Genomic DNA, 25,891 nt, shown 5'->3' with positions numbered 1-25,891 from the left:
CATCCAACCGGATGCAGCGGCCTTTGCTTTTTTTATCAGCGACGACGCGGCTGGCGCTTGCGCTGCTCTTCATCAGTCGGGATCGGCACCGGCTGCAAGGGTGGTGGAATCAGCCCCAAGGCAACCGCCAGGTCGTGGAGCCAGTTGGACAGTGGTTTATTCATAATGCCCCCTTGACGGGTCAGCCTCACGGCAAATCAATCCTGCGATGTTTCATACAGATCATAGCCCGATGTCCTGTATTACGCATGCCTCTGCTCTTACAGATAAGGGCCATTTTGACGCGGATCAAGCCGTAACGGCGCCTTCCGACGACTGGTTAATCGTTTCGCTTTGTTGCAGGTCGATCCACGCCTGCAAATTGGCACCGCGCATACCCTGGCGCCACATCAGCCAGGTAACCGCCTGATCGAACGGCGCCTGCAGGCGGTGCACCCTTACCCGGTCGCGCCCAGGCAAGCTGTCGAGCATCGACTGGGCCATCATCGCCACGCCAGCGCCGGCAATCACGCAGGCCAACATGCTCTGGTAAGACTCGATCTCCATGACCCGGCCCATCGGGGTATGCGCATGGGCATACCAGGCCTCCAGGCGCATGCGGTACGAGCAGCCCTGGCGGAACGTGAACACTGCCTTCCCTGCCACATCCTTGGCGGTATGCACTGCCGGGTGCTCCGGGCTGGTGATCAGCACCAGATGCTCGTCACACAACGGTACGCCATCCAGCCCCGCCAGGTTCAGCGGCCCATCCACCAGGGCAGCATCCAGGCGGTGGCTGAGCAAGCCTTCTAGCAGCTCGCCGCTAGGGGCAGCGCGCACCTGCAGGTTCACCGCCGGGTAGGCCTGGTGATAGCGCGCCAGCAACGCCGGCAAATGGGTTGCCGCCGTGCTGTACATGGTCCCCAGCACAAAATCCCCGGCCGGTTGGCCGCCCCGCACGGCAGCCAGCGCCTCGTCGCGCAAGGCCGACATGCGGTGTGCGTAGTCCAGCAGCACCTTGCCCGCCGGCGACAGCTGCAGGCGCTGACGTTCACGTAGGAACAGCTCGACCCCCAATTGCTCTTCCAGTTGGCGCAGGCGCGTCGACAGGTTTGACGGCACCCGATGCAGGCGCTCTGCGGCACGGGTGACCGAGCCTTCCTCGGCCACGGCCTGGAAGATACGCAGTTGGCTGAATTCCACAGCATTCTCCAAAACAGAACAACTTGATCATCATTATTCAATTTTATTGAAAAAGAAACCGCCCTAACCTGCCGGCTATCGCTTACATCTGTGCAGGAGACTTGTCATGTCGCCACTTATCCAACTGCTGGCCAGCGCCGTGGCGCTGATGATGGCCATGGGCATCGGCCGTTTCGCCCTCACGCCACAATTGCCGCAACTGATCGCCGAAGGCCAGTTCGACCTGGCGGTTGCCGGGCTGGTCGCGGCAGCCAACTACCTGGGCTATTTCATTGGCGCGGTAGATGCCATGTTCGCCCGCTCACCCGGCCAGGTTCGCCTACGCCTGCAGGGAGGGCTGTGGCTGTGCGTGCTGCTGACCCTGGCTTCGTGGGCCGCTGATGGGTTGTGGAGCCACCTGCTGCTGCGCTTTGGTACCGGTGTGGCCAGTGCCTGGGTGCTGGTGATGATCACCAGCCTCAGCCAGCGCGTGGCCAATGCACACAACCGCCAGCGCCAAGGCGCCCTGGTGTTCGCCGGGCCGGGCCTGGGCATTGCCGTGACCGGGCTGCTGGCCTTGGTGGCGCATGTGCTGGGGCTGGGCTCGGCCGCCCTGTGGCTGATCTATGCCGTGGCTGCGCTGATGATGTTGCTGGCCGTGCGGCCATGGCTGCCACGCGCCCTGCAAGCGGCGCCAGCCGCATCGCCAGTGCACCAAGGCCCTACCCGCAGCGTCGGTATTGGCCGCCTGGGGCTGGTGTATGCGCTGTACGGCGTGGGTTACATCTTGCCGGCCACCTTCCTGTCGCAAATGGCCAACCAACAGTTCCAGGGGCAGTGGCAGGCCGACCTGTTCTGGCCGGCGTTTGGCCTTGCGGCGGCCTTGGGCGTGCTGCTAGTAAGCCTGCGCCGTGGCGGCCGCACCTCAACCTGGCTGACCGCCACGCTGTGGCTGCAAGGGGTCGGCGTGCTGGCCTGCCTGTTGGGCGGAGGCATCGGGCTGGCGCTGGGCGTGGTGCTATGTGGCGGGCCGTTCCTGGCCTGCATGCAACTGGTGATGCAACGCTCGCGAGAGCTGGCACCCCATGCCACGCAACGCAATGCCGGGCTATTGACCGCATGCTTTGCCCTGGGGCAACTGAGTGGCCCATTGCTGGCAGCACTCAGCATCCAGTACAGCGGCGGGCTGCAGCCGGCACTGATGGCGGCGGCGGGCGGGTTGGTGGTGGCCGGAGGGTTGGTGCGGTTGGCACGCAGCGAGCGGGCCGGGCGCGCCTGCCCAGCAAACCTTTAACCGACATACCGCCGTAGCTGCTTCTTCACCCAAGGCTCGGCACTTACCAGAATCACCCCCAGCAGCACCATCAACGCGCCAATCACAAAGTTGACGCTCAGCGGCTCATCCAGCAGCAGTACACCAAAGGTCACCCCGAACAGCGGGGTGATGAACGAAAACACAGCGAGGTTTGATGCCAGGTATTTGCGCAGCAACCAGAACCAGGTCAGGTAGCTGACGAACGACACCACAATCCCCTGGAACAGCACACTGCCCATGGCCAATGGCGTCAGCGAGACGGCGCCGATCTGCGCGCTGAGCAAGGCAATCAGCAACAGCCCGACAAAACCCACCGCCAGCTGATAGAACAAGGTCAAGGTCGCCGGCGCCTCCGACAGTCGTGAGCAGCGCACCACCACCGTGGTCGCGCCCCAGGCCAGGCCGGCGATGACACCGAAGGCATCACCCAGCAGCATGCGGCCATCCATCTCCTCGAACGACATGCCACCGGCAAACGCCATGGCAATGCCACTAAATGCCAGCAGAATCCCCAGCCACTGCAACAACCTCAGGCGCTCGCTGGGTAACCTGAAATGCAGGCCCAGCGCGGTAAACACCGGTGCGGTATAGAGGAACACCGACATGTGGGCCGCCGACGTCAGCTTCAGCCCCTCGGCAATGAACAGGAATTCAAGGCCAAACAACCCACCTGCCACCACTCCGGCGCGCCATGTATTGCCGACTTGCTCCCAGCCACCACGCCAGCACAACATCAGGCCTACCAATATGGCTGCGATGCCATTGCGCAGGGCCGCTTGCATCACCGGGGCGATATCCACGGCGGCGGTTTTGATCAGCACCTGCTGGCAACCCCAGATCAGGCACAGCCCCAGCATCACCTGGAAAGCGAACGCGTCAGGGTTCTTGCGGACCGCGCTCATGAGCGGGCCTCTGGGGTGATCGTAGGCATGGGCAAAGGCTCGGCAGTATTCAGAAGTTACCGATTATCGGGTTTCCATGCCCACCGTTGCCAGCCTCAAAACGACCTCAAGCAATCTGCGCCTTCGCTGACACCTGTTCGAAGGTGGCTTCATCCAGCGCATCCGCCTGCTCGTCCAGCACCTGACGCGGGTGCTCGAAGCCGGGGATGCTGCTGTCGATCAGGCTCATCAGGCGCAAACCGCGCTCGGTCAGCACGAAGTTTTCGCCATTGCCGCCCTCTTCTTCAGGCCGACTTTCGATGAATCCACGCTTGAACAGCAGCTTCTCGTACTCACAGGCAAGGTTTTTAAGCAGGTCCAGGTCTCCCACCGGCTCACCCTTGGCAGCCAGCGCTGCAGCGTGCTGCTCGGCATAGGGGCGTGGGGTAAAGCTGTGACCAGCGCCGTTCTGCACCTCGTGCAACAAACGCTCGATCAGGTCCCAGTCGTAGGGGATGCTCATGGTGATGGGCTCCAGCTGTGGACAGAAGGGGTACACAGGTTGGGACCGGAAAGTGGGTGGTGACGTTCCGGAAAATGGAATAGATATGACGGCGCGCCCCCCCCCTCGCCGGCTGACTGACCGTCATTGCCATCGGTCGTAATCGCTGAACTTGCCTGGGCCTATTACCCTCCACCGCGCATAACCACCGCTGGAGGTAAAAGGATGAAACCGCTACTGCCCTTTACTTGCGCCATCGCCCTGTCCTGCGCCCTGCCCGCCTGGGCCTGCACACCGGAAGAAGCCACGCAGAAACGTGAAGAGCTGGCCGGGCTGGTTACCCAGTTGACCGAGCAGAACCCGCAGAAGGCCAAGGAGATCAATGACGAGCTTCAGGGGATGGATCTGGAGACGGCGAGCAATGACTTGCCCGACAAGTGTCAGCTGATCGACCAGCGGATCAAGGAATTGAAAACGGCGGAGCAGAAGGCTGAGTAGTTGTCGCCTGTACTGGCCTCTTCGCGGGCGTGCCCGCGAAAAAGCCAACACAACTACGTGGTGTTACTCAGCAGCCGGCTTGCGCTTTTTCAGCGGCGCCAGGCCATCAGCGCTGGCCAGCGGTGCATTGGTCTTCGGTTTGGCGGTCGGCTTGCGCTTGGCGGCAGTTTTCTTGTCGCCCGACTTCTTCTCGACCTTTTTCTTCTTGCTGCCAGCCGCCTTGCCCGAAGCCTTGACCTTCTTCGGCCCGCTGTAGGTACCCTTCACTTCCTTGATCACCCGGCGCTCGAACTGCTGCTTGAGGTAGCGCTCGATGCTCGACATCAGGTTCCAGTCGTTGTGGGTGATCAGCGAGATCGCCAGGCCTTCGCCACCGGCACGGCCGGTACGGCCCACGCGGTGCACGTACTCGTCACCACTGCGTGGCATGTCGAAGTTGATCACCAGATCCAGGCCGTCGATGTCCAGGCCACGGGCCGCCACGTCGGTAGCCACCAGCACCTTGGAGCTGCCCTGCTTGAAGCGCTCGATGGCCAGCTTGCGGTCCTTCTGGTCCTTTTCGCCGTGCAGCACGAAGGCCTTCACGTCCTTGGCTACCAGGTGGCCGTAGATGCGGTCAGCCAGCGCGCGGGTGTTGGTGAAGATGATCGCCTTGTCGAAGGTTTCGTTGGCCAACAGCCACTGCACGATTGCTTCTTTGTGCTGGTCGTGGTCGGCGGTGATGATTTGCTGGCGGGTGCCTTCGGCCAGCTGAGACACGCTGTTGAGCATCAGGTGCTCAGGGTCTTTCAGCACCTTGCCGATGATGTCGCGCAGGGCCGCGCCACCGGTGGTGGCCGAGAACAGCAGGGTTTGCTCGCGGTTCTCGCACTCCTTGCACAGGCGCTCCATGTCTTCGGCGAAGCCCATGTCGAGCATGCGGTCGGCTTCGTCGAGGATCATCACTTGCACGTGGGACAAATCGAGGTTGCCGGCATTGAGATGCTCGAGCAGGCGGCCCGGGGTGCCGATCAGCACATCCGGCACCTTGCGCAGCATGGCGGCTTGTTCCTTGAAGTCTTCACCGCCAGTGACCAGGCCCGCCTTGATGTAGGTGAACTGCGAGAACAGCTGCACTTGCTTGAGGGTCTGCTGGGCCAGCTCGCGGGTCGGCAGCAGGATCAGCGAGCGGATCTCTACCCGTCCACCTTTCAGGTCGACCAGGCGGTTGAGCAGCGGCAGCACGAAGGCAGCCGTTTTACCGCTACCGGTCTGCGCAGTCACGCGCAGGTCACGCCCTTGCAGGGCCAGGGGGATGGCCGCGGCCTGCACCGGGGTTGGCTCGACAAATTTAAGCTCGGCCACGGCTTTAAGCAGGCGTTCATGCAGGGCGAATTGGGAGAACACGGAGGTAACCTCGGGCAAGTGCGGGAAATTCAGTTGCATAGGGTAACGTTTTCTGCCGGCTTAGCCGAATTTCTTTTGGCAACTTTGCCGCCATCCGCGCTCTAATGGCACTTCGTTTCGTAACAAGACTGTACCCAAGCCCATGGATATCCAACGAATCTGGCGTGACTCCCTCGACCTGTGGGGCACCCTCGACCAACATCCCATGCTGCACGCGGCCATCGGCCTGGCGGTGCTGCTGCTGATTTCCCTGGTGATCGGCCGGCTGGCGCGCTTTCTGGTACTGCACAGCGCCCGCCTGCTCTCTCGCCAACCGGCACTGAAGTGGCTGGACGACCTGCGCCACAACAAGGTCCTTCACCGCCTGGCGCAGACCACGCCGTCGCTGGTCCTGCAGTTTGGCCTGAAACTGGTGCCGGAACTGTCCGACACGGCCCAGCACTTCCTCGGCAATGTCGCCCTGGCCTTCACCCTGCTGTTCATGACCATGGCACTGTCGTGCCTGCTGGATGCCCTGCTCGACATCTACGCCCGCACCGAGCACGCCCGCACCCGCTCGATCAAGGGCTACGTGCAGCTGGCCAAGATGATGCTGTGGATTTTCGCCGCCATCGTCATCATCGCCACCCTGATCGACCGCTCGCCGCTGTTGCTGCTGTCTGGCCTGGGTGCCATGTCGGCGGTGCTGCTGTTGGTGTACAAGGACACCCTGCTGTCGTTTGTCGCCAGCGTGCAGCTGACCAGCAACGACATGCTGCATGTGGGCGACTGGATCGAAATGCCGCAGGTGGGTGCCGACGGCGATGTGGTGGACATCACCCTTCACACCGTCAAGGTACAGAACTTCGACAAGACCATCGTCTCCATCCCCACCTGGCGCCTGATGAGCGAGTCGTTCCGCAACTACCGCGGCATGCAGCAATCCGGCGGCCGGCGGATCAAGCGCAGCCTGTTCATCGATGCGGCTGGGGTACGCTTCCTCACCCGCGAAGAGGAACAGCGCCTGAGCCAGGTGCAACTGCTGGGCGACTACCTGGCGGGCAAGCGCCAGGAGCTGCAAAACTGGAACGAGGCCCTGGGGCCCGTGGCGGAGCTGGCGGCCAACCGTCGCAAACTGACCAACATCGGCACCTTCCGCGCCTTTGCCCTGGCCTACCTGAAGAACCACCCCAACGTGCACCCGAACATGACCTGCATGGTGCGGCAGATGCAGACCACCGCCGAAGGTGTGCCGCTGGAGATCTACTGCTTTACCACCACCACGGTGTGGGCGGACTACGAGCGGATTCAGGGGGATATTTTCGACTACCTGCTGGCGGTGTTGCCGGAGTTCGGGTTGAGCCTTTATCAGCAGCCGAGTGGCAATGACATGCGGGTGGGGTTGAGCGGGCGCGTGAGACATGAGCCTGCGCCGCGTCGCCTGGAAGAGATGAGCGAGGCTTGAGATTGCCGGGGCTGCTTTGCAGCCCATCGCAGGCAAGCCATGTGCAGTACTTGTGGAAGAGGCCGGCCGCTACCCCGCGTACCCCAACAGGTACAACAACCCGGTCAAGGTCACCAGCGAAGCCACGGTCGACAGCAGGATCGTCCGCGATATCAGCCCCGCCTCGCGGTTGTAGTACTCCGCCAGCATGAACGGCCCGGTCCCGGTCGGCAGCGCCGCCAGCAACACCGCCGAAGCTGCCCACATGCTCGGCAGGCTGAACACCTTGTACGCCAGCACCCAGGTCAGCGCTGGCTGCCCTACCAGCTTCAACCCCACAAGAGGCCACGGACTGGCCTGCGCCCCGGTGCGTTTTTCCGCCAGGAATGCACCCAGCGAGATCAAGGCGCAGGGGGTGGTGGCCAACGCCAGCATGTCGAGAAAATGCATCACCGGCTCGGCCAGCCCCAAGCCCGTCATGGCCCAGCCTGCCCCGGCCAATGGCGAGATCACCAACGGGTTCTTCGCCAGCGCCTTGCCCACCACCACAATGGCACGACCAACATGCCGCTCTCCCTGCAAACCGATCTCGATCAGCGTCAGTGAAATGGCAAACACCAGGCACACCACGATCAACGACGAGATCAGCGCCGGCTGCAAGCCCGCCTGACCGAACAGCAACAGGCACAACGGGATGCCAATGTAGCCGGTGTTGGCATACCCCGCACTGAGCCCATCGATGCTGGACGCCACCAGGCCATGGCCGCTGTACAGCCGCCACGCCAGCGTGATCACGAACATGGCCAGGGCACCTGCACCAAAAGCCACGATGAACCCAGGGTGCCAGATCTCGCTCCAGGTGGCGGTGGCGGTGACCTTGAACAGCAACGCCGGCAGGCACAGCCAGACCACCATCTTGTTGATTTCGGCAGCGGCCTTGTCGCCCAGCTTGTTGGTCTTGCGGCACAGGTAGCCGACCAGGATCAGCGCGAAGATCGGCGCAACAATGACGAAGATGGTGTGCATATCAGGCCTTGCCGGCCAGCGGTGCCTGGGTCCGCCCCCCCAGACGGCTCAACCACACCGACGCCAGGATGATTCCGCCGCCGATGAACAGCCGCCCCAGCGGCTCGTGCTGGTTCCAGATCAACAGGTTCAGCAGCAGCCCTACCGGTACATGCAGGTTATTCATCACCGCCAACGTACCGCCAGACACCAGGCACGCGCCCTTGTTCCACCAGTACAGGCCCAGCGCCGTCGGGCACAGGCCCAGGAACAGCAGCACCAGCCATTGCACATCGGTGCTCGGCAGGTGCTGGGCGTTGCCAAACAGAAGGAAGGCCGGCAACACCACCAGCAAGGCGCCCAGGTAGAAGTAGCCGAAGCGCGCGTAATGCGGCAGGTCGCTGGGGTGGCGTGCGACCAGGTGACGGTACAGCACCTGGCCAGCGGCATAGGTGAAGTTGGCCAGTTGCAGCAGCAGGAAGCCGATGAAGAACTCACCGCTGATGCTGTCGAAGCGGATCACCGCCGCACCGGCCACGGCAACCAGCGCGGCCAACAGCGCCCAGGGGTTGAAGCGCCGGTTCATGGCGTCTTCGATCAGCGTCACATGCAGCGGCGTGAGGATGGTGAACAGCAGCACCTCCGGCACGGTGAGCACGCGAAAACTCAGGTACAGGCAGACGTAGGTGATGCCGTATTGCAGCGCACCGATCAGCAGCATCGAGCGCATGAAGCGCGGCTCGACCTGGCGCCAGCGGGTCAAAGGCAGGAACACCAGGCCTGCCAGCAGCACCCGTGCGAGCACGGCGAAGTAGCTGTCGACGTGCCCGGCCAAGTACTCGCCGATCAGGCTGAAGGAAAACGCCTGGATCAGCGCGACGATTATCAGGTAGCCCATGGTTGCCTCTTGTGAATCAAGGCCGCGACCTTAGCGGGTTGCGGTAAATGAGTTCAACCATCCAGGCGCCTGTCGTGGTTTTTTTATTGGGGCGTCAATCGAGCGCCGCCCGCGCGGCGCATCGCGAGCTGCGCTCGCTCCTACGTTTGTTTCGGGCCAATTTTTCCTGTGGGATTTGCGCGCGTACGCCTTGGCGCATGGCGCAATATTGCGTCGTAAAAACCAGGCGGTCGCGCGCGCCTGTCACAGGCGTTACTGGCTTGAAACAAACGTAGGAGCGAGCGCAGCTCGCGATGCGCCGCGCGGGCGGCGCTCGATCTGACAAGCACTACAAGGCTCAAATCAATCATAAAAAAGCCCGGCGCTGATGGCCGGGCAGGTACACCCAAAGGAGCAACAAACAGGTGTCAGGGTTGGGAATTCGTTGAACCTCAGGCCACGGCCGCCAGTTTGGCCTTGGCCTGGTTGACGCCCTTCTCATGGAACTCGCCGCTCATGTTCAGGCCTTCGGCATGGATGAAGTCGACATCGTGAATGCCGATGAAGGCCATCACCTGGCGCAGATACGGTTCCTGGTGGTCGCTGCTGGCGCCGGCATGGATGCCACCACGGGCCGTCAGCACGATGGCGCGCTTGCCGGTCAGCAGGCCTTGCGGGCCAGTCGGGGTGTACTTGAAGGTGATGCCGGCACGCAGTACATGGTCCAGCCAGGCCTTGAGGGTGCTGGGGATGGTGAAGTTGTACATCGGCGCGGCCATTACCAGCACGTCCGCTGCCAGCAATTCATCAGTCAGTTCGTTGGAACGGGCCAGGGCCTCCAGTTCGGCGGCACTGCGCTGCTCTTCGGGCTTCATCCAGCCACCCAGCAGGTTGGCGTCCAGGTGCGGTACCGGGCTCACCGCCAGGTCGCGCACCGTGATCTGATCGGCCGGGTGGGCAGCCTGCCATTGCTGGATGAAATCACGGGTCAGCTGACGGGAAACGGAATCCTGCTGGCGGGCGCTGCTTTCGATGATCAGTACGCGGGACATGGGGTGCCTCCATCGGCAAAAAGGGGTGCGATTCGATGGAGGTGAGATTAAGGCTTGACCTATCGATAAAAAAGCGTAAAAAATGGGTTCAATCTATCGATTAATCAGTTTATTCGGCACTGCAGTTCAAGGCAATCCGCAGCTTGATGATCTGCCGGTTGAATTTGGCGGTGACATCGACGCTTTTACCCGCCGGTACGTTCACCCGGCGTACCCTGGGTGCTTCCGGGCCATTGCGGAAGGTCACCTTGCAGGCCGCCGGTACCTGCCCATAGTTGTTGAGGGTAATGGCACCAATGTCGTAGGCCGTGTCATAGGCGGTGTAGTCCAGCTTTACCCCGGTCAGTTCCTTCTCCACATCGATGGGGTAGGCCATGGCCCCGAGGGGCAGGCACATCAGTATTGCCGCACAATATTTCTTCATGGGCCGCTCTCCTTGAAAGAGCGCAGCTTAGGACAACAGGAGCGAAAGATGAAAGCGCCGCGCGTAACCCTTGACCAGTGGCGAACCCTGCAGGCAGTGGTCGATCACGGCGGGTTTGCCCAGGCCGCCGAGGCACTGCATCGCTCGCAGTCCTCGGTCAGCTACACCGTGGCCCGCATGCAAGAGCAACTGGGCGTGCCACTGCTGCGTATCGACGGCCGCAAGGCGGTGCTGACGGACGCCGGCAACGTGCTACTGCGCCGCTCGCGCCACCTGGTGAAGCAGGCCAGCCAGCTGGAGGACCTCGCCCACCACATGGAACAAGGCTGGGAAGCCGAGGTACGTCTGGTGGTCGATGCCGCCTACCCCAGCGCCCGCCTGGTACGTGCCCTGGCCGCGTTCATGCCGCAAAGCCGTGGCTGCCGGGTGCGCCTGCGTGAAGAAGTGCTGTCTGGCGTGGAAGAAGTCATGCATGAAGGCATCGCCGACCTGGCCATCAGCAGCTACAGCATCGGCGGCTACCTGGGCGCCGAACTGAGTGCAGTGGAGTTCGTCGCCGTCGCCCACCCTGAGCACAGCCTGCACCGCCTGGGCCGTGAACTCACCTTCCAGGACCTGGAAAGCCAGTTGCAGGTGGTGATCCGCGACTCCGGCCGCGCGCAGCCACGCGACGTCGGCTGGCTGGGTGCTGAGCAGCGCTGGACCGTCGGCAGCCTGGGCACCGCCGCCACCTTCGTCAGCAGCGGCCTGGGTTTTGCCTGGCTGCCCCGGCACATGATCGAGCGCGAGCTGCGTGAAGGCGTGCTCAAACCGCTGCAGCTGGACCAGGGTGGCAGCCGCCACCCACTGTTCTACCTTTATTCGAGCAAAGAGAAGACCCTGGGCCCGGCCACGCAGATTCTCATCGACCTGCTGCGCAATTTCGACACCGCACCACTGGACGTGCCCTTCGCAGCCCCCCCACAAGCTTGAAAGGACCGCGCCCATGGCCTATTTCGAACACGAAGGATGCGCACTGCATTACGAGGAATATGGCCAGGGCGAACCACTGGTACTGCTGCACGGCCTGGGCTCCAGTTGCCAGGACTGGGAACTGCAGGTGCCGGCACTCAGCCACCACTACCGGGTGATCCTCATGGACATTCGCGGCCACGGCCGCTCCGACAAACCCCGCGACGGCTACCAGATCGCCACCTTCAGTGCCGACCTGCTTGCCCTGCTCGAACACCTGCACACAGGCCCCGTACACTTCGTCGGCCTGTCCATGGGCGGCATGGTCGGCTTCCAGTTTGCCGTCGATCACCCGCAATGGTTGCGCAGCCTGTGCATTGTCAACAGCGCCCCCGAGGTCAAGCGCCGCACCCGCAGTGACTGGATATGGTGGCTAAAGCGCTGGGGCCTGGCGCGGCTGCTCAGTGTCGAAACCGTCGGCAAGGGCCTGGCTGAACGCCTGTTCCCCAAACCCCATCAAGCCGAACTGCGACAGAAGATGGCCCAACGCTGGGCCCGTAACGACAAACGCGCCTACCTCAAGAGCTTCGACGCCATCGTCGACTGGGGCGTGCAGGAACGCATCGGGCAGATCCACTGTCCTACCCTGATCATTGCCGCCGACCACGATTACACCCCGATACAACTGAAACAACGCTACGTCGCGCTGATGCCCAACGCCAGGCTGGTCGTCGTCGACGATTCCCGGCACGCTACGCCCCTCGATCAACCCGAGGTCTTCAACCAGACCCTGCTGCAGTTCCTTGCAGCCGCTTCCACCTCTCAAGGATCTTTGAGCCCATGCTGAAAAAACTCCTGCTCACCGCCTGCTCGGTCGCCTTCGCCACCAGCGTCATAGCCTCCGAAAAGACCCCGCACGTTCTGCTGGACACCAGCTTCGGCCAGGTCGAAATCGAGCTGAACGCCGAGAAGGCGCCGGTCAGTACCAAGAACTTCCTGCAGTACGTTGACAGCGGCTTCTACAACAACACCATTTTCCATCGTGTGATCCCAGGTTTCATGGTCCAGGGCGGTGGCTTCACTGACCAGATGGTGCAAAAAAACACCAACGACCCAATCAAGAACGAAGCCAGCAACGGCCTGCTGAACACCCGCGGCACCCTGTCGATGGCGCGCACCTCGGACCCGAACTCGGCCACCAGTCAGTTCTTCATCAACGTGGCCGACAACGACTTCCTCAACCCCGGGCGTGACCGTGGCTATGCCGTGTTCGGCAAGGTGACCAAGGGCATGGAGGTGGTCGACCAGATCGTCAACTCGCCGACCACCATCAAGAAAGGCATGCGTGATGTACCGGCCGACCCGGTCTACATCAAGTCGGCCAAACGCATCGACTGACCGCAGGCTTCACAGGGACGTGAACCGCCTGAGGGCAGGATGGAACAGGAGTGTCGTTACCCATGCTGTACCGCCGTTTCGAACAACTGATCGATATTTTCCGCGAAGCACCCAGTGAATCGCCGCCGACCACCGTGGGGCCGTTCTACCTGTATTACCTGCGCCAGGTATGGCCCAGTTTTCTTGCCCTGCTGGTGGTCGGCCTGTTCGCCTCGCTGATCGAGGTGGCCATGTTCAGCTACCTCAGCCGCATCATCGACCTGGCTCAGGGCACGCCCAATGCCAACTTCTTCAGTGAGCACCGTGGCGAGCTGATCTGGATGCTGGTGGTGATCCTGCTGCTGCGCCCGGTGTTCTTCGGCCTGCACGACCTGCTGGTGCACCAGACCATCAACCCCGGCATGACCAGCCTAATCCGCTGGCAAAACCACACCTACGTGCTCAAGCAGAGTCTGAACTTCTTCCAGAGCGACTTTGCCGGGCGCATCGCCCAGCGCATCATGCAGACCGGCAACTCGCTGCGCGACTCTGCCGTGCAAGCGGTGGACGCGTTATGGCATGTGCTGATCTACGCCATTACCTCGCTGGTGCTGTTCGCCGAGGCCGACTGGCGCCTGATGCTGCCGCTGCTGCTGTGGATCGTCGGCTACATCGCCGCGCTCTTCTACTTCGTGCCAAGGGTGAAGGAGCGTTCGGTGATCTCTTCCGACGCCCGCTCCAAGCTGATGGGGCGGATCGTCGACGGCTACACCAACATCGCCACGCTGAAGCTGTTCGCCCACACCGACTACGAGCAGCAATACGCGCGCGAAGCGATCAGCGAACAGACCGAGAAAACCCAACTGGCGGCGCGCGTGGTCACCAGCATGGACGTGGTTATCACCAGCCTCAACGGCCTGCTGGTGGTCACCACCACGGGCCTGGCGCTGTGGCTGTGGAGCCAGTCGCTGATTACCGTCGGCGCCATCGCCCTGGCCACCGGCCTGGTGATCCGCATCGTCAACATGTCGGGCTGGATCATGTGGGTGGTGAACGGCATCTTCGAGAACATCGGCATGGTCCAGGACGGCCTGCAGACCATCGCCCAGCCCGTCACCGTCATCGACCAGCCCAATGCGCCAGCGCTGAAGGTGAGCCGTGGCGCGGTGCGGTTCGATGACGTGGACTTCCACTACGGCAAGGCTGCCAACGTGATCGAAGGGCTCGACCTGAACATCCGCCCGGGCGAAAAAATCGGTTTGATCGGCCCGTCCGGCGCGGGCAAGTCAACCCTGGTCAACCTGCTGCTGCGCCTGTACGACGTGCAGGGTGGGCGCATTCTTATCGATGGCCAGGACATTGCCGAGGTGAGCCAGGCCAGCCTGCGCGCACAAATCGGCATGATCACCCAGGACACCTCGCTGCTACATCGCTCGATCCGCGACAACCTGCTGTATGGCCGCCCCGGCGCCAGCGAGGCGGAGTTGCTCGAAGCCGTGCGCCGCGCCCGCGCCGACGAGTTTATCCCGCAGCTGTCGGACGCCCAGGGGCGCACCGGCTTCGATGCCCACGTGGGTGAGCGCGGGGTGAAACTGTCGGGTGGCCAGCGCCAGCGCATCGCCATTGCCCGGGTACTGCTGAAGAACGCGCCAATCCTGATCATGGACGAAGCCACTTCGGCGCTGGACTCGGAGGTGGAGGCCGCCATCCAGGAGAGCCTGGAGACGCTGATGCAGGGCAAGACGGTGATCGCCATTGCCCACCGGCTGTCGACCATTGCGCGGATGGACCGGCTGGTGGTGCTGGACAAAGGACGGATTGTCGAGAGTGGCAGCCACAGTGAGCTGCTGGAGCAACAGGGGTTGTATGCCCGGCTGTGGCATCACCAGACCGGGGGATTTGTCGGGGTGGACTGATCCAGGCTACGGCGAGCTTCTGCGCTGTGTCGCGATGGGCTGCACTGCAGCCCTCGAAGGCCCGAAATGCAAAAAGCCCCCGGCTTTATCAGCGCGGGGGCTCTTCGCAGAATGTGGCGGTGAAGAAGGGATTTGAACCCTTGATACGATTTCTCGTATACACACTTTCCAGGCGTGCTCCTTCGACCACTCGGACACTTCACCGTTTCTCTTCAAGCCTTGCGGCCCGTCGAGGTGCGCTAATTTAGTGAAAGCGCTTTCCTTTGGCAAGCATTTTTTTCAGTTTTTTCATGTATTTGCATTTGAGCCCCGGTGAACGCTGACCAACCAGTCAGCCTTGCTGCTTTACCTGGCCTCTGGCGCTGGGTAACGTCGTCGCCACGCCAACAAAAGGACTCTGCCATGAGCGAGCTGATTACCTACCACGCCGAAGACGGCATCGCCACCCTGACCCTGAACAACGGCAAGGTCAACGCCATCTCGCCGGATGTCATCACCGCCTTCAATGCCGCGCTCGACCGCGCTACTGAAGAGCGTGCCGTGGTGATCATTACCGGGCAGCCAGGCATTCTGTCGGGCGGTTACGACCTCAAGGTGATGACCAGCGGCCCTCAAGCGGCCATCAGCCTGGTCACTGCTGGCTCCACCCTCGCCCGCCGCCTGCTGTCGCACCCGTTCCCGGTAGTGGTTGCCTGCCCGGGCAATGCCGTGGCCAAGGGCGCCTTCCTGCTGCTGTCGGCCGACTACCGCATTGGCGTCGAAGGGCCATACAAAGTGTGCCTGAACGAAGTGCAGATCGGCATGACCATGCACCATGCCGGCATCGAACTGGCCCGTGATCGCCTGCGTCGCTCGGCTTTCCATCGTTCGGTGATCAACGCCGAGGTGTTCGACCCGCACGCGGCGGTGGATGCAGGGTTCCTCGACAAGGTGGTGCCGGCCGAGCAACTGCAGGAAACAGCACTGGCGGCGGCGCGGGAGCTGAAGAAGCTGAACATGCTGGCACACAAGAACACCAAGCTGAAGGTGCGCAAAGGGCTGCTGGAGGCATTGGACAAGGCGATCGAGCTGGACCAGCACCACATGGGTTGACCCGACAGGCTCACACCAGGGTTTGCCGCAACCAGTGCACACCCGTACACTGCCCGGCGACTGTCTGGTGTGAGTCGTACCATGCTTTATTCGTTGCGCATGCTCCTGCTGGCGCTGCATTTTCTTGCCGTTGGCGCCGTGGGCCTGGTCATTGGCCTGTGCCGCCCCTTCAACCCCGATAACAGCCGGGTGTTTGCCCACCTGTATAGCCGGCCAGCCACCTGGCTGATGCGCATCAAGGTCAAGGCCGAGGTGGGGCCACTGTGGGACCACCCTCCCGGGTGCGTGATTGTCGCCAACCACCAGTCCAACTTCGACCTGTTCGTATTGGGCCAGGTGGTACCACAACGCACCGTGGCCATCGGCAAGAAAAGCCTGGGCTGGATCCCGCTGTTCGGCCAGCTGTTCTGGCTGGGCGGCAACGTGCTGATCGACCGCAAGAACGCCTACCAGGCGCGCAAGGCGCTGCAAAAGACCACGCGCGTGCTGCAGGACGACACCTCCATCTGGATTTTCCCTGAAGGCACGCGTAACCCCGGCGAGCAGCTGATGGCCTTCAAGAAAGGCGCGTTTCACATGGCCATCGAAGCCGGTGTGCCGATCGTGCCGGTATGCGTCAGCCGCTATGCCAGGCGCATGAGCCTGAACAGCTGGCGCCAGCGCACGGTGATCGTGCGCTCGTTGCCCCCCATCGTCACGACGGGCATGACCCAACAGGACATCCCGGCGCTGATCGAGCAGTGCCGGGGGCAGATGCAGCAGTGCATCGACCGCATGGAACACGAGCTGGCCTGAAGCGGGTTGCTCTTGGGCCGGGTACGGCCCAAGCTGTAACCCGTGTTCAACCGGAATAAGCGGGCAACCATGGGTCGTGTCGTGGCATCGGCGGTGTACAGCGCCGGCAGAAAGGTCACCAACATCAGCATCGACGAAGGCAGCGAGTGGGCGCGCAAGCCGGGGCACTTCGTGTGGATCGGCCTGGAAGAGCCCAATGCCGAGGAACTGGCCAACCTGCAGTGCCAGTTCAACCTGCACGAACTGGCCATTGAAGATGCCCTGGAGAAGCACAGCCGGCCCAAGCTGGAAACCTTCGGTGACGCGCTGTTCATCGTCACCTATTCGCCGGTGCGCCACGAAGGCAAGCTGGAGTTCATCGAAACCCATATCTTCGCTGGCAACGGCTACATCATCACCTGCCGCAACGGCCACTCCAAGTCCTACGCCATGGTGCGCCAGCGCTGCGAGGCACGGCCATTGCTGCTGGAGCACGGCGAAGACTTCGTACTGTACGCCCTGCTCGACTTCGTGACCGAAAACTACCAGCCGGTCAGCGAAGCCATCCATGGCGAGATCGAAGAGCTGGAACAAAGCGTGCTGGGGGGCTCGCTGCAGGAGGACGACATCCGCCGCCTGCACAGCCTGCGCCGCGACATCCTGCGCCTGCGCCGTTATGTGGCGCCGATGGTGGAAGTGAGCGAAGAGCTACAGCGCCTGAGCTTCCCGTTCATCGACAAGAACATGCGCCCCTACTTCCGGGATGTGCAGATTCATGTGACGCGGCAGATGGAAGACCTGGCCGGCATCCGCGACATCGCCAGCCAAACCATCGAGATCGGCATGCTGCTGGAGTCGTCACGGCAAAGCATCGTTCAGCGCAAGTTCGCGGCCTGGGCAGCGATTTTGGCGTTCCCCACGGCCATTGCCGGGGTTTACGGGATGAACTTCCAGAACATGCCGGAACTGGCTTGGCACTATGGGTATTTCGGGGTGCTGGGTGTAATCGGGCTGGGGTGTGCGGGGTTGTATGCCAGCTTCAAGAAGTCGGGCTGGCTTTGAGGTTGTGGGGGCCGGTTTGCGGCCCCCAGCTTCTTATGCCGCGTCGTGCTTGCTCACCGGCTGCTGGATAAAGCGCAACATCCACTCCCCCACCAGGTCGCCCTGGTGCTCGGTGGCCAGGCTGGCCACGGCCTTGTGGTACACCTCATCCCCCAGGAACTCCTGACGCGCATCCAGCAGTGCGCGGGAGTAGTCGTGCACGAACTCCGGGTGGCCCTGGAAGCACAGCACCTGGTCACGAATGTGGTACGCCGCATTCGGGCAGAAGTCGCTGGAAGCAATCACCGTGGCGCCTTCCGGCAATTCGGTCACCTGGTCCTGGTGGCTGATCAGCAAGGTCAGCTCCGACACCTCCGGGTCCATCCACGGCGCATGGGCCGCCAGCGAGTAGCGATGGATGCCCACGCCCCAGCCCTTGTCGGCCCGCTCGGCCTTGCCACCCAGGGTCAATGCCAGTAACTGGTGGCCAAAACACACCCCCAGCAGCTTCTCGCCACGCTCGTACAATTTCAGCAGGTAAGCCTTGAGGGTCTGGATCCACGGGTCGGAACCAAACGAGTCAGCCTTGCTACCCGTCACCAGGTAGGCATCGAACACTTCACTGTCGGCGGGGTAATCGCCGTTCATCACGTTGTACACACGGAATTCGGCGGCGATCGGCTGACGCGAGAAGAGCTGCTCGAACATCCTGCCGTAGCCCTGGTACTGCGCGGTCAACTCCGGTCGCAGGACATCGGTTTCAAGGATGCAAACGCGTAACGACATAGGGGTAGTCCTGAACGACATGGGTGGGAATCTGCTGTAGAGACTGACGCGAAAGACACGTACAAGCAAGTAGGCTGCACTGACGAACGGTCACATTTCGTCGGCGTCCGCCTGGTACTTGCGCCACTGTCTAGCCAGAGCATGTCAGCCGACTGGCACATGGCCTCATAGCAAAAAGAAATCATCGACCAACACTATTAGAAGAAAGGGTTCTCAAACATGCATGCCACACACCCTACTGTTGGTTGTATATCCACGTTCAAGAGGCAGGCAGTTCAGGCGCCACGCTGCGTCGCTGCGATCGACCCGAGGTGCGACAAGGAAGCCAACGGGTATTCAGGAATAACAACAAGAAGGCGGTCCGCCATGTTTAGACAATCGAAAATTCGCCAAGCTGGGCTTATTCTCTTCGCCACCACTTTACTGCTGATTTTGCCGAACCTGACACGCTTGTTCGGCTGACAGTGGCGATGGCGCCAACGGGCAGTACACAGGTAACCTGCTGGCCTTGATGGTCGGAGATTGCCCATGCGCCACTGCCTTGCCTTGTTAGCGTTGCTCCTGAGCCTGCCGCTGTCGGCGGCGCAGCTGCACCTTGAGCTGGGCGCCAATACGCGCCAGTGGAGCAGTGCCGAACTGCTTGGCCATCCGCAGGCTCGGGATATCAGCATCGAACAAGACGTTTCCTACAAGCGCCCCATGCACTATCGGGCGGTGCCGTTGGCCACGCTGCTAAAAGGCGTCAGCGCCAGTGATCACCTGCAGGCCGTGGCGCTGGATGGCTTTGCCGCTGAAATGCCCGCTGCGCCACTGCTGCAGCAAGGGCCGGCACAGGCCTGGCTGGCGGTGGAAGACCCGGGCCAGCCGTGGCCGGCACTGGGCCAGGGCAAGCCGAGCGCGGGGCCGTTCTACCTGGTGTGGACTGCGCCGCAGGCCAGCGGCATCCGCCCGGAGCAGTGGCCGTTCCAGATTTCCACCATTCGCAAGCTCGCGCCGGTGGCGCAGCGTTTTCCCGCGCTGCTGCCCGACCCCAAGCTGCCCACCGACAGCCCGGTGCTGCAGGGTTTTGCATTGTTCCAGCAGAATTGCCTGGCGTGCCATCGGCTGAACGGTGCAGGGGATGCGCAGGTGGGGCCGGATTTGAATGTGCCGCACAACCCTACCGAGTATTTTCGGCCAGAATACCTGCGCAAGCTGATTCGAGACCCGCAAAGCCTTCGGCAATGGCCGCAAGCGAAGATGCCGGGGTTTGACGAACGTGTGTTGAGTGAACAGGAGCTGGATGCGTTGCTGGCCTATCTGGGGCATATGGCCAAGCGCAGGCCTTGACGCCCGCGTGTGCTTCTTCGCGGGCGAGCCCGCGAAAAAGGCAACACAATACACTCAGGCAATCGGCCGCTCATGCTTGACGCCCCACCCTTCCACCTCCCCCCCATAAGGTGTCACCAACTGTTCGAAGGCCTCTTCAAAGTCGCCAATCCCGCCATAGGTGGCATACATGACCTTGCTCAGTTCCAGGTGCCAGGCACCGTCGCCCAGCTCCTTCACCTGGGCATTGAGCGATTCGCCACGAAACTGCCCGGCCGCGCGGCGGGCCCCTGCTTCGTCGGGGAATACGGCATAGAACTCGATGGGGTGGATCTGGGTGAAGTCGAACCCGCCAGCTTTCATCTGGCGCAGGACGTTACTGCTGATATCGTCGTTCTGGCTGCTCATGAATCGTCCTCCTGAATAATGCTATGGATAGACTTTCCGTGCACTACGCACCTGCCGGCAGTCATTGGCCGGGCAGTTCGAGCTGATGCAAGACGCGAATTGAAGCGGTGCCAACCTGCAGAATAGGCGGCACCTTCCAGTAGCGTAGTGCCTGCAAAGGCGCCACGCAAACGTGTGGGTCAGGGTGCTTCGTGAATGCTGGTGATGGTCACGCCGCTATGCTCTTTCAGCCAGCGGGCGGTAGGGGAAATGGTGCGGTCCTGGAAGTCGTTGAGGTCCAGCTCGTCCATGACCGGGAACAGGTGCGAACGGATGGCCCGCGCGGCGTCCTCTTCGCTGGGACAGTGCTCGGCCCGCAGTGTCATGGTGGACGGTTCGCCTTTCTGATCGGCAAAAATGACTTCCCACGCTTTCATTGAACGAGCCCTCTCAATTCAAGAACATCAGTTGGTGTGATGCCTGAATAACTGACCCTGGGGCTGGGAATTTGTTCAGTCTGCCCGCAAAAGGGCCGCAATGCGGCCCTTGTTGCAGCGTTACTTCGGTGTGCCGTGCACCACGCCAGCGGAGTTATCCAGCAGGCTCTTGGTCGCGGTCTGAATGTACGCTTCGAGCTTCTTGAGCATTTCCGGCTGGTCCGGGCTTTCGATCAGCTCAGCCTTGAACTCGCTGCCCAGCTGGTAGCGGTACATACGCGGGCTCATGTCCTTGGACTCGATCAGGATGCGGTCGCCCTGTACCAGGCCAACAATCTGCTCGCTGCCCGACGGCTTGATCATGCCCACACCCTGGTCGCCTTCAGGCAGGTTGAGCAGGTCGCGGCCCCAGCACTGGTGACGGGTCTGGCCACCCAGGCGGCCCATGATGGTCGGCACGATATCGACCTGGGTACCCACGGTGTGATTCACCGCACCGAACTTCTCCTGAATGCCCGGGGCAATCAGCAGCAGCGGTACGTTGAAACGGCCCAGGTCCAGCTCGGTGACCTGCTGGTGGTTGCCAAAGCCATGGTCGCCGACGATGACGAACAGGGTTTCCTTGAAGTAAGGCTCTTTACGCGCCTTCTCGAAGAACTGGCCCAGCGCCCAGTCCGAATAGCGCATGGCGGTCAGGTGCTCATCCAGGCGGCCCTGGCCGGTGACCTTCTCGACTGGCAGGTCTTTCGGCAGCGCGTATGGCGTGTGGTTGGACAGCGTCTGCAGCAGCGCGTAGATCGGCTTTTTGCCGTCATGCTTGGCCAGTTCCTCGTTACCGCGGTCGAACATGTCCTGGTCAGACACGCCCCAGGTCGGGTCGGAGAACACCGGGTTGACGAAGTCGTTACGGCCGATGAAGGTGGTCATGCCCTGGTTGCCGAAGAACCCTGACTGGTTGTCCCAGGCAAAGTCGCCGTTGTAGACGTACACATCGTCGTAGTCGCGAGCGCTGAGCAGGGCCGGCAGGCCAGACAGCTTGTGGCCGCCTTCCGGGGTTTGCATCAGGTACTCGAAGCCCGGCAGGTTGGGGAAGCAGGCCATGGTGGCAAACATGCCCTGGTGGGTATGAGTGCCGTTGGAGAAGAAGCGGTCGAACAGCAGGCCTTCTTTGGCCAGCTTGTCGAAGTATGGGGTGATGTTGTTGGGGCTGCCCAGCGCGCCCACCGAATGGCCGGCGAAGCTCTCCATAAGGATCACCACCACGTTCTTGATCGGCAGGGTGCGGTCAGCCGGCGGCACGAAGTCGCGGCGGATGGCAGCCTCGTCGGCATCGACCAGGGTGTCGTTGGCGGTCAGCAGCTGTTCGCGCACGCTTTGCGTGGCCACATTCTGCTCCAGCACCGGCTTCCAGATGTTGGCGCGGTCTTCGCCGAAGCGGCTCTTGGCGGCGTCGATCAGGGTCAGGGTGCCGTTCAGGCCCAGCTGGTTGACGAAGTTGGAGTCGGTGGTGAAAGCATCACCCCAGCGCATCGGTGGCCCTTGGCGCAGGGTGCCACGGGCAGCGACCACGGCCACCAGCAAAATCACCATGAACACCGCCAGGCGGTTGTACCACGGTGCAACGCGCTGCACGCCCTCACCCCGGGTGGCACGGTCGATACCCTTGAACAGCAGGCTCAACAGCCAGGTACCGAAGGCCCAGGCCAGCAGGTAGCGCACCACCGGGAAGCCGTACCAGAGCATGCTCATGACGGTTTTCGGGTCTTCCTTGATGTACTGGAACACCAGGCCGTTGAGGCGCTGGTGGAACTCGCGGTAGAAGTCCATCTCCATCAGGCCGAGGAACATCACCACGCTGGAGGTGAGGGTCAGCCAGAAGCGGAACACGCCACGCCGGGCCATGGCCCAGGGGCTGAGGATCGCCAGCAGCAGCGGGATGCTGAGGTACACCACCACCCGCAGGTCGAAGCGCAAGCCGTTGAGGAAGCCTTCGGCTACCGTGGAATACGGCGTATCGCCGACCATGTCGCTGTTGTAGACCAGCAGCGCCAGGCGCACCAGGCTGAGCATCAGCATGATCACCAGGCCACTGAGCAGCGTGTAGGCCAGGTGGGATTTCAGGGTCGGCGAAAACGACGTTCGCGCGCCCTGTTGCTTCAAGGCGTCCGTGTTAGCCATGAATGGGAAGGTCCTAGGATTGCGGTTTGCGAAGGGGCGCTGGCGCTAGACCAACGCAGCATTATGCGGGTGCGGATTCTGTTTAAACCAATGTGAAAATTTTGTCACCGGGGTGTTGCGGGTTTTGTCTGTGCCGGCCTTTCAGATGCGCACATTTCCCCGCGGCCCCGCGATGGCCCAAATCACCAGGCCCACCACCGGCAGCAAAGCAATCAGCAAGATCCACAACACTTTGATGCCCACCTCGCTGCCACTCTTGATCACATTGAGGATGGCCCAGATATCCAGCGCCAGGATGATCAGCCCCACCAGGCTGTTGAATGTCGACCCCATGCTAAAACTCCTGTTAAAAGGCTTTGCTGCACAGCATAGTCAGCTATCGCGCCAATAGAAGCGAATCCTTGGCGATGGGCGCAGGTCTCTGAGTAGACTGCCGGTATTCATTGATTCGAGGTTCGTATGCCCCCCACCCACACGCAAAGCGCCGCCCCACCCTCACTGCTGAACGCTTGGCGCCAGCAGGCCGTGAACACCCCCTGGCTCAGCGCCGGTCTCGGCCTTAGCCTGCTGGCGGTGATCGTGCTGCTGGGCGCCAGCGTGTGGAACGCGGTGAACGGCGACCACGCCGATAACCTGCACCTTGCAGTACTGGGCGGGTTGTCCGGCTTTGGCGCTACCGCCCTGGGTGCTGTGCTGGCGGTGGTGCTGCGCGATGTCAGCGCCCGCACCCAGGACGTGATGCTGGGCTTTGCCGCCGGCATGATGCTCGCCGCCAGCTCGTTTTCGCTCATTCTGCCGGGCCTGGATGCGGCCCGCGAGATTACCGGCAACGGCCCGGCTGCGGCCTTTACCGTGGTGCTGGGCATGGGGTTGGGCGTGCTGTTGATGCTGGGCCTGGACCGCTTCACCCCGCACGAGCATGAAAGCACCGGCCCCTGTGGCCCCGAAGCCGAGCGCATCAGCCGGGTGTGGCTGTTCGTGCTGGCGATCACCCTGCACAACCTGCCTGAAGGCATGGCCATCGGCGTGAGCTTCGCCAATGGCGACATGAACATCGGCCTGCCGCTGACCAGCGCTATCGCCATTCAGGACATCCCTGAAGGGCTGGCCGTGGCCCTGGCACTGCGTGCCACTGGGCTGGCGAGCCTCAAGGCTGCGCTGGTGGCGATCGGTTCGGGTTTGATGGAGCCATTGGGGGCGGTGATCGGGCTGGGGATTTCCACAGGCTTCGCCCTGGCCTACCCGATCAGCATGGGGCTGGCGGCAGGGTCGATGATCTTTGTGGTCAGCCACGAGGTGATCCCGGAAACCCACCGCAACGGGCACCAGACGGCGGCGACCCTGGGGTTGATGGGTGGGTTTGCGGTGATGATGTTTCTGGATACCGCGTTGGGCTGAGGCTACCCTGCACAGAGCTGTGCAGGAGCGCGCCAGGCTTTAGATGTGGACGGCGACCTTCAGGGCTTCCAGGGCCGGCTCCACCTTGATGCCCACCTCTGCCCCCAACTCCAGCACCCGCGCCAGGTCATTCTGCCCCACCATCACCATCTGCAGCTCGTCATCCAGCAACTGGCTGAAGTTCAGCAGCACATAACCCCCCGCCTCTTTGTTCAATGCACCCATCTGCACCTGAATGCGGTTGAGCGCGGTCAGTGGCTCGGTACGGGCCAGCTGCTTGGGCTTGAGGGTGAACGGCACGCTGTTGTCGAACGAGTCGCTGATCTGCTGGAACAGGTCCTGGTAGCTGTCGGCCTGGAACACCACGGTGTCCGGCAGGCTGCCCAGCACCACCCATTCACCCAGCGGAATCGGGAACGTGTCGTCGTAGTTGATATCGGGGTTGGCGGCCAGGAAAGCAGCCGGGTCGGCATAGGCCTGGGCGGCCTCGTCGGCGATGCGCTCGATGTCGGCCTCGCGCATGCAGCCAGCGCCAATGAGGCTGATGAATTCGAGCAACTGAGTTTTCATGAAAGGGGGCCTGCGACGGGTGAAAAGTCGCCAAGGATAGCCGCAAATGCCCCCAGATGGTTAGCCGGCCAGCGCTTGCAGGCGGGCGGCGGCGTCTTCAGCCCCCATGGTTTGCGCCGCCATCAGCGCAGTGGCGCCGCGGGCATCCTGGCGCGTCGGGTCGGCGCCTTGGGCCAGCAGGTAGTCGAGTATCTCGCTGCGATTGAACATGGCCGCCAGCATCAACGCCGTGCGCCCGTCCTGCGCAGCGGCGTCCACAGGGACGCCGTGCTCAAGCAACAACCGGATCATCGCCAGGTCCCCCTTGAAGGCGGCCCCGGCGATAGGCAGCTGGCCGTTGTCGTTGGCAATCAACGGGTCGGCACCGTGGGCCAGCAGCACGCGCACTGCTTCGTGGTGGCCGTGGTAGCTGGCCAGCATCAGCAGGGTATCGCCCTTATGGTTGCGCAGGTCGGCCGGCAGGCCGCTGGCAAGCAGGCGCTCGAGCATTTCGGCATCACCCTGGCGGGCACGTTCAAATACCTGTTCGGCGAATGCGGCGGTTTCGTCGTCGGTCATGGTGGCGGGGGCGGTCTGGCGGGTCATCGGAACCTCCTGGCATAAATGATTGCCCAAGTGTTTGTAAGGCACGCCAGTGGGGTCAAAGGTTCAGTTTCTATGGGACCGATAGGCAATGCCTGACTCGTGCAAAATGCACTGTGCAAAATGCATGACCATGCAACCTGCACGGTGGCGCCTTCGTAGAGTCTCCGTAAAGCCTTGTATTTACTGGATTTTTTATGGAATCAACATCTGGCACGGTCGCTGCAATTATCTACTCATGTCTGCCACACAACAGCCAGGAGTTGATATGGACCTCATCCAGCAAAAGTTCGTCTCGGTATTTTCTGCTTACCAGGTCAATACCCAGGCCCGCCCCGATGGCGGCGTGCTGCTGACCCTGCGCGCAGCCGACGGCAAGGTTACCCGCCGGGTGCTCACCTATGCGCAACTGCACAGTGCCGAGCAGCTGTCATGGGCGATCAGCGCCATTCGCCGTGACCTGGCTGAACAGGCTAGCGAATTGCCGGTGATTTCGATGCTGCAAAGTCAGCAGCGGTTTGCCCTGCCGACCTATCGCTGAGTTTGGTGTTGCTTCACCTGGCCTCTTCG

At 62.2% G+C, this 25,891-nt stretch carries 29 protein-coding genes and 1 tRNA gene; 13 read left to right on the top strand and 17 right to left on the bottom strand.

Features of this window, described 5'->3' with window-relative positions:
* Window positions 1–35 precede the first annotated feature (35 nt).
* Both ACF8MI_RS07880 and ACF8MI_RS07875 read right to left on the bottom strand, forming a co-directional pair.
* Window positions 36–164, bottom strand: a complete 129-nt coding sequence (locus tag ACF8MI_RS07880) for a PA1414 family protein (RefSeq protein ID WP_009683677.1) — start codon at window positions 162–164, stop codon at window positions 36–38.
* Between the two features lie 124 nt (window positions 165–288).
* Complete coding sequence (locus ACF8MI_RS07875; protein ID WP_104834185.1) at window positions 289–1,182, bottom strand: LysR family transcriptional regulator; 894 nt, start codon at window positions 1,180–1,182, stop codon at window positions 289–291.
* A 106-nt stretch (window positions 1,183–1,288) separates the two neighbouring features.
* Here ACF8MI_RS07875 and ACF8MI_RS07870 point away from each other — a divergent pair, with 106 nt between their 5' ends.
* On the top strand, window positions 1,289–2,455 hold the full coding sequence (locus tag ACF8MI_RS07870; protein ID WP_200928703.1) for an MFS transporter: 1,167 nt from the start codon (window positions 1,289–1,291) through the stop codon (window positions 2,453–2,455).
* Here ACF8MI_RS07870 and ACF8MI_RS07865 read toward each other — a convergent pair.
* Entirely contained in the window at window positions 2,452–3,378 is a 927-nt protein-coding gene (locus ACF8MI_RS07865) for a DMT family transporter (protein WP_392517457.1), read from the bottom strand. The genes ACF8MI_RS07870 and ACF8MI_RS07865 overlap by 4 nt on opposite strands.
* Window positions 3,379–3,484: 106 nt before the next feature.
* Complete coding sequence (locus ACF8MI_RS07860) at window positions 3,485–3,880, bottom strand: hypothetical protein (protein ID WP_060497480.1); 396 nt, start codon at window positions 3,878–3,880, stop codon at window positions 3,485–3,487.
* Between the two features lie 204 nt (window positions 3,881–4,084).
* Between ACF8MI_RS07860 and ACF8MI_RS07855 the strand changes: the two genes are divergently transcribed.
* Window positions 4,085–4,357, top strand: coding sequence for a hypothetical protein (locus ACF8MI_RS07855; protein ID WP_060497481.1), 273 nt, complete (start codon window positions 4,085–4,087; stop codon window positions 4,355–4,357).
* A 63-nt stretch (window positions 4,358–4,420) separates the two neighbouring features.
* Here ACF8MI_RS07855 and ACF8MI_RS07850 read toward each other — a convergent pair whose 3' ends face one another.
* The gene (locus tag ACF8MI_RS07850; protein ID WP_060497482.1) at window positions 4,421–5,782 is read right to left on the bottom strand and encodes a DEAD/DEAH box helicase; all 1,362 of its coding nucleotides are present in this window, start codon (window positions 5,780–5,782) and stop codon (window positions 4,421–4,423) included.
* 103 nt (window positions 5,783–5,885) lie between these two features.
* Between ACF8MI_RS07850 and ACF8MI_RS07845 the strand changes: the two genes are divergently transcribed.
* Window positions 5,886–7,187 carry a mechanosensitive ion channel family protein gene (locus tag ACF8MI_RS07845; protein ID WP_392517456.1) on the top strand — a complete coding sequence of 434 codons (1,302 nt, stop codon included), beginning with the start codon at window positions 5,886–5,888 and terminating at the stop codon, window positions 7,185–7,187.
* 69 nt (window positions 7,188–7,256) lie between these two features.
* Here ACF8MI_RS07845 and ACF8MI_RS07840 read toward each other — a convergent pair whose 3' ends face one another.
* The 4 genes from ACF8MI_RS07840 to ACF8MI_RS07825 form a co-directional block, all read right to left on the bottom strand.
* Window positions 7,257–8,192 (bottom strand): AEC family transporter, encoded by a 936-nt coding sequence (locus tag ACF8MI_RS07840; protein WP_060497484.1) that lies wholly within the window; start codon window positions 8,190–8,192, stop codon window positions 7,257–7,259.
* Window position 8,193: 1 nt separating this feature from the next.
* On the bottom strand, window positions 8,194–9,069 hold the full coding sequence (locus ACF8MI_RS07835) for a carboxylate/amino acid/amine transporter (RefSeq protein ID WP_060497485.1): 876 nt from the start codon (window positions 9,067–9,069) through the stop codon (window positions 8,194–8,196).
* A 431-nt stretch (window positions 9,070–9,500) separates the two neighbouring features.
* A complete protein-coding gene (locus ACF8MI_RS07830) occupies window positions 9,501–10,100 on the bottom strand; it encodes an FMN-dependent NADH-azoreductase (protein WP_060497486.1) in 600 nt (199 codons plus the stop codon).
* A gap of 109 nt (window positions 10,101–10,209) precedes the next feature.
* Window positions 10,210–10,524, bottom strand: a complete 315-nt coding sequence (locus ACF8MI_RS07825; protein WP_028697750.1) for a hypothetical protein — start codon at window positions 10,522–10,524, stop codon at window positions 10,210–10,212.
* A 48-nt stretch (window positions 10,525–10,572) separates the two neighbouring features.
* Here ACF8MI_RS07825 and ACF8MI_RS07820 point away from each other — a divergent pair, with 48 nt between their 5' ends.
* The 4 genes from ACF8MI_RS07820 to ACF8MI_RS07805 all read left to right on the top strand — a co-directional run bounded on the left by ACF8MI_RS07820 (window position 10,573) and on the right by ACF8MI_RS07805 (window position 14,768).
* Window positions 10,573–11,496: a LysR family transcriptional regulator gene (locus ACF8MI_RS07820; RefSeq protein WP_060497487.1), complete on the top strand. Its 924-nt coding sequence runs from the start codon at window positions 10,573–10,575 to the stop codon at window positions 11,494–11,496.
* A 13-nt stretch (window positions 11,497–11,509) separates the two neighbouring features.
* Complete coding sequence (locus ACF8MI_RS07815) at window positions 11,510–12,322, top strand: alpha/beta fold hydrolase (RefSeq protein ID WP_060497488.1); 813 nt, start codon at window positions 11,510–11,512, stop codon at window positions 12,320–12,322.
* Window positions 12,316–12,873 (top strand): peptidylprolyl isomerase, encoded by a 558-nt coding sequence (locus ACF8MI_RS07810; RefSeq protein ID WP_060497489.1) that lies wholly within the window; start codon window positions 12,316–12,318, stop codon window positions 12,871–12,873. Before ACF8MI_RS07815 ends, ACF8MI_RS07810 begins: the two co-directional genes overlap by 7 nt.
* A gap of 62 nt (window positions 12,874–12,935) precedes the next feature.
* Window positions 12,936–14,768 carry an ABC transporter ATP-binding protein gene (locus ACF8MI_RS07805; RefSeq protein WP_060497490.1) on the top strand — a complete coding sequence of 611 codons (1,833 nt, stop codon included), beginning with the start codon at window positions 12,936–12,938 and terminating at the stop codon, window positions 14,766–14,768.
* A gap of 114 nt (window positions 14,769–14,882) precedes the next feature.
* Here the strand turns inward: ACF8MI_RS07805 and ACF8MI_RS07800 are convergent.
* Window positions 14,883–14,972: transfer RNA gene (locus ACF8MI_RS07800), tRNA-Ser, on the bottom strand.
* 198 nt (window positions 14,973–15,170) lie between these two features.
* Here ACF8MI_RS07800 and ACF8MI_RS07795 point away from each other — a divergent pair.
* The 3 genes from ACF8MI_RS07795 (at window position 15,171) to ACF8MI_RS07785 (ending at window position 17,696) form a co-directional block, all read left to right on the top strand.
* Window positions 15,171–15,860: a crotonase/enoyl-CoA hydratase family protein gene (locus ACF8MI_RS07795; RefSeq protein WP_060497491.1), complete on the top strand. Its 690-nt coding sequence runs from the start codon at window positions 15,171–15,173 to the stop codon at window positions 15,858–15,860.
* A gap of 81 nt (window positions 15,861–15,941) precedes the next feature.
* The gene (locus ACF8MI_RS07790; RefSeq protein ID WP_060497492.1) at window positions 15,942–16,655 is read left to right on the top strand and encodes a 1-acyl-sn-glycerol-3-phosphate acyltransferase; all 714 of its coding nucleotides are present in this window, start codon (window positions 15,942–15,944) and stop codon (window positions 16,653–16,655) included.
* 69 nt (window positions 16,656–16,724) lie between these two features.
* Window positions 16,725–17,696, top strand: a complete 972-nt coding sequence (locus ACF8MI_RS07785; protein WP_016715080.1) for a magnesium and cobalt transport protein CorA — start codon at window positions 16,725–16,727, stop codon at window positions 17,694–17,696.
* 33 nt (window positions 17,697–17,729) lie between these two features.
* Here ACF8MI_RS07785 and ACF8MI_RS07780 read toward each other — a convergent pair whose 3' ends face one another.
* Window positions 17,730–18,461 (bottom strand): amidotransferase, encoded by a 732-nt coding sequence (locus tag ACF8MI_RS07780; protein ID WP_019096934.1) that lies wholly within the window; start codon window positions 18,459–18,461, stop codon window positions 17,730–17,732.
* 528 nt (window positions 18,462–18,989) lie between these two features.
* On the opposite strand from ACF8MI_RS07780, the gene ACF8MI_RS07775 reads away from it, so the two are divergent.
* The gene (locus tag ACF8MI_RS07775; RefSeq protein WP_164524926.1) at window positions 18,990–19,790 is read left to right on the top strand and encodes a cytochrome c; all 801 of its coding nucleotides are present in this window, start codon (window positions 18,990–18,992) and stop codon (window positions 19,788–19,790) included.
* A gap of 54 nt (window positions 19,791–19,844) precedes the next feature.
* On the opposite strand, the gene ACF8MI_RS07770 is transcribed toward ACF8MI_RS07775, so the two are convergent.
* The 4 genes from ACF8MI_RS07770 to ACF8MI_RS07755 form a co-directional block, all read right to left on the bottom strand.
* A complete protein-coding gene (locus ACF8MI_RS07770) occupies window positions 19,845–20,177 on the bottom strand; it encodes a ribonuclease E inhibitor RraB (RefSeq protein WP_016715077.1) in 333 nt (110 codons plus the stop codon).
* A gap of 179 nt (window positions 20,178–20,356) precedes the next feature.
* Window positions 20,357–20,593 (bottom strand): hypothetical protein, encoded by a 237-nt coding sequence (locus tag ACF8MI_RS07765; protein ID WP_016715076.1) that lies wholly within the window; start codon window positions 20,591–20,593, stop codon window positions 20,357–20,359.
* Between the two features lie 120 nt (window positions 20,594–20,713).
* Complete coding sequence (locus tag ACF8MI_RS07760; protein ID WP_392517455.1) at window positions 20,714–22,771, bottom strand: LTA synthase family protein; 2,058 nt, start codon at window positions 22,769–22,771, stop codon at window positions 20,714–20,716.
* Window positions 22,772–22,912: 141 nt separating this feature from the next.
* Window positions 22,913–23,104, bottom strand: a complete 192-nt coding sequence (locus ACF8MI_RS07755) for a PLDc N-terminal domain-containing protein (RefSeq protein ID WP_012271091.1) — start codon at window positions 23,102–23,104, stop codon at window positions 22,913–22,915.
* Between the two features lie 126 nt (window positions 23,105–23,230).
* On the opposite strand from ACF8MI_RS07755, the gene ACF8MI_RS07750 reads away from it, so the two are divergent.
* Complete coding sequence (locus ACF8MI_RS07750) at window positions 23,231–24,169, top strand: ZIP family metal transporter (RefSeq protein WP_392517454.1); 939 nt, start codon at window positions 23,231–23,233, stop codon at window positions 24,167–24,169.
* Window positions 24,170–24,208: 39 nt separating this feature from the next.
* On the opposite strand, the gene ACF8MI_RS07745 is transcribed toward ACF8MI_RS07750, so the two are convergent.
* Complete coding sequence (locus tag ACF8MI_RS07745) at window positions 24,209–24,739, bottom strand: hypothetical protein (protein ID WP_016715073.1); 531 nt, start codon at window positions 24,737–24,739, stop codon at window positions 24,209–24,211.
* Window positions 24,740–24,799: 60 nt separating this feature from the next.
* Window positions 24,800–25,324: an ankyrin repeat domain-containing protein gene (locus ACF8MI_RS07740; protein ID WP_104834173.1), complete on the bottom strand. Its 525-nt coding sequence runs from the start codon at window positions 25,322–25,324 to the stop codon at window positions 24,800–24,802.
* A 265-nt stretch (window positions 25,325–25,589) separates the two neighbouring features.
* Between ACF8MI_RS07740 and ACF8MI_RS07735 the strand changes: the two genes are divergently transcribed.
* Window positions 25,590–25,862 (top strand): DUF3509 domain-containing protein, encoded by a 273-nt coding sequence (locus ACF8MI_RS07735; protein WP_016715071.1) that lies wholly within the window; start codon window positions 25,590–25,592, stop codon window positions 25,860–25,862.
* The last annotated feature ends 29 nt before the right edge of the window (window positions 25,863–25,891 follow it).

Source organism: Pseudomonas sp. yb_9 (assembly GCF_043103635.1).
Lineage (GTDB): Bacteria > Pseudomonadota > Gammaproteobacteria > Pseudomonadales > Pseudomonadaceae > Aquipseudomonas > Aquipseudomonas monteilii.
Note: the sequence above shows the minus strand (reverse complement) of the source record. Positions and strands in the feature narration are given on the sequence as shown.